The sequence below is a fragment of the Sulfurimonas sp. genome (assembly GCF_032250635.1).
Classification (GTDB): Bacteria; Campylobacterota; Campylobacteria; order Campylobacterales; family Sulfurimonadaceae; genus Sulfurimonas.
This window is the reverse complement of sequence record NZ_JAVVFL010000234.1, coordinates 1-2,972: the sequence shown is the minus strand read 5'-3', so window position 1 is coordinate 2,972 and position 2,972 is coordinate 1. Positions and strand designations below refer to the sequence as shown.

Here is a 2,972-nt window from a genome sequence, read left to right as displayed (position 1 = left end):
GGAAGTGACGGAGATGAGGAGATTGTAAACTTTTTCAATCGCCACACAAACGTCTACAAAGATGACATCTATAAATTTCATACTTTTTTAAACCTCTCAAGTCTTTGGCAGATAGTTTCAAACAAACATTTTGCCCATCTTTTAACAGAGCCGTTTAAACCAAAAACGCTTCCTCCGTTGGATAACAGCGAAAATATATTTACTACTTTGGAGAAGCAGGATGTTTTGCTCTACCATCCTTATGAGAGTTTTGACCCCATCGTTAAACTGATTCAAACAGCAGCAAAAGACCCTGATGTCGTCTCAATTAAGATGACGCTCTACCGCTCAGGAACAGACTCGCCAATCGTTAAAGCACTTATGAGTGCTAGTGAATCAGGCAAGCAGGTAACCGTAATGGTTGAGCTTAAAGCAAGGTTTGATGAAGAGAACAACCTTATCTGGGCAAAAGCGCTTGAAAAATCGGGTGCACATGTTATCTACGGCATCAAGGGCTTTAAAGTACATGCAAAAGCAACGCTCATCACAAGAAGAAAAAACGGCAAACTTAAGCAGTACGCTCATTTAGGAACAGGAAACTATAACCCTGCTACCTCAAAAATATATACCGACATGAGTTACCTCACCTCAAAAGATGAAGTAACAAGCGACATGACACGATTTTTTCACTTTTTGACAGGATTTAGCAAAAAAGGGAAGCTTAACGAGCTCTATATGTCACCTTCACAAATCAAACCAAAAGTTCTCTCGCTTATCCAAAATGAGACAAGAAAAGGTGCAAACGGAGAGATTATCGCAAAACTAAACTCTCTTGTTGATGAAGATGTTATCAGAGCCCTCTACAAAGCAAGTCAAGCGGGTGTGAAAATCAATCTTATAGTTCGCGGCATCTGCTGTTTAAAAACGGGGATTGAAGGGGTAAGTGAGAACATCAGAGTTATCTCCATACTTGGAAAATATCTTGAGCACTCACGAACTTTCTACTTTAAAAATGATGAAGCCGGTGTCTATATCTCCAGTGCCGACTGGATGCCAAGAAACCTTATGAGACGCATAGAGCTCTTGACAGCGATTAAAGACAAAACAGCAAAAGAGAAGACTATCCAAATACTAAGACTTCAATGCGCGGACAATACTTTGGCGCATGAACTCCAAAGTGACGGCTCTTATAAAAAGATAAAAAATGATGGTGTAAAAAATATTAACAGCCATACTCTTTTAGAGGATTATGCAAACAAAATAGCCAAAGCTTCTCCTAAAGAGAGCGCTCCTTTGGTTCAAGAACTTATGGCAAATATCTTTAAAGAGGAGGAATAGCAATGCTTTACGATTTTAAAGATATGAGCCCTGAAATCGGAAAAAATAGCTGGATAGCACCCTCTGCCGATGTCATTGGCGATGTTACATGCGGAGAAGATTGCTCTATCTGGTTTGGAACAGTTGTTCGAGGCGATGTTCACTACATCACAATAGGCGACAGAGTAAGTATTCAAGACCTCAGCATGGTACATGTAACGCACTATAAAAAAGCCGACAAAAGTGATGGACACCCTACAATCATAGGCGATGATGTGACAATAGGACACCGTGTTATGCTTCATGGATGCACCATAGAAAACGCTTGTCTCATCGGCATGAGTGCGACCATACTTGATGGCGCGGTTATTGGCAAAGAGTCAATCGTGGGAGCCGGCGCATTGGTGACAAAAAACAAAATCTTCCCACCACGTTCACTTATTATGGGAAGTCCCGCAAAAGTCATCAGAGAGCTGAGTGATGAAGAGGTAGCCGAACTCTACGCTTCCGCATCGCGCTATGTAGAGTTTAAGTCTCACTACCAAAAATAGATGCCTGAATATTTTATTTTTGCAGATATCATCGGCATTACCGCTTTTACAATAAGCGGTTTTTTAATCGCCATAAAAAACAATCTTGATATACTAGGCATACTTATAGCGGCAACACTTACAGCTCTAGGCGGGGGCATAGTAAGAGATGCTATCCTAAACGCTCCTCCTTTTGCCTTTACATATCTGCATCCCGCTCTAACGCTAACGATTACAATTGCTTTAGTATTTATCTTTAAAATCTACAAAAAAGACTCTATCGAGAGAGGATGGATATTTGTAGTAAGCGACACCATAGGGCTTGTTGCATTTAGCATAACGGGCGCACTTATGGCGATAGATGCGCAGTTTAACTTCTTTGGCATAGTGATTCTAAGCTTTATCACCGCAGTCGGCGGAGGGGTAGCAAGAGACATCATGATAAACCAAGTCCCCTCAGTCCTAATCAGCGACTTTTACGGCTCTATCGCGGTTATAGTAGCACTTATTTTAGGCACGCTTAGCATTTTCGGCGCTATTAATGAGTTTAGTATCCTCACAACCGCGCTCTTTAGCATAGTACTAAGACTTTTAGCCTATAAAAGAGGGTGGCATCTGCCGAGGGTTGGTTGGTAGAAGGTTTTTAAAGACTTTTTAAAACATCCTCTTTCGTAAAATAGCCTCTTAGAGGCTTTTGCAGATAGGATTCATCCCTGCTTGAGACAAAAAATAGGGTCGGGAAGGTTTGTGTGTAAAAAAGCTCTATCGGGTAGCTATTTTCGTACTCGAAAAAGACGACAACGGCTATATATTTTCTGTTTACCTCTTTTTGCACCTCTTTGTCACTGAAAACCTCAACAAAAATCTTTTTACTCGCTGCGCACTCTTTTTTTAAGACCAAAAGCAGTAGCTCTTTCTTCTGCGCTTTTGCTTTAAACAATGCTGCATCAAAATCATTTTGCCACCTTATATGGTCTGAAAAGAGCGCTGCCACCGTTATAAACAGAGCGAAAAAAATCTTCACTTAAACTCTTTTTGCTCAGTTGCAAGCTCAACAACATTCGGATTTAAAAGAACAGGAAACACTTTTCTCACAGCATCACTGACCCACTGCGGATAGATTCTAAAGTTGAGCTTTACGCTAAC

The 2,972-nt window shown here is 40.8% G+C and carries 4 protein-coding genes; 3 read left to right on the top strand and 1 reads right to left on the bottom strand.

Annotated elements, in window-relative coordinates; genetic code table 11:
* The 3 genes from ppk1 to RQ763_RS11140 all read left to right on the top strand — a co-directional run.
* On the top strand, positions 1-1,317 hold a 1,317-nt coding region (ppk1, locus tag RQ763_RS11150; RefSeq protein ID WP_314153048.1), incomplete at its 5' end, for a polyphosphate kinase 1.
* A 2-nt stretch (positions 1,318-1,319) separates the two neighbouring features.
* The gene (locus RQ763_RS11145; protein WP_314153046.1) at positions 1,320-1,847 is read left to right on the top strand and encodes a gamma carbonic anhydrase family protein; all 528 of its coding nucleotides are present in this window, start codon (positions 1,320-1,322) and stop codon (positions 1,845-1,847) included.
* On the top strand, positions 1,848-2,462 hold the full coding sequence (locus RQ763_RS11140) for a trimeric intracellular cation channel family protein (RefSeq protein ID WP_314153045.1): 615 nt from the start codon (positions 1,848-1,850) through the stop codon (positions 2,460-2,462).
* A gap of 7 nt (positions 2,463-2,469) precedes the next feature.
* Here the strand turns inward: RQ763_RS11140 and RQ763_RS11135 are convergent, their stop codons facing one another.
* Positions 2,470-2,850, bottom strand: a complete 381-nt coding sequence (locus RQ763_RS11135) for a thioredoxin family protein (protein ID WP_314153044.1) — start codon at positions 2,848-2,850, stop codon at positions 2,470-2,472.
* Positions 2,851-2,972: the final 122 nt, after the last annotated feature.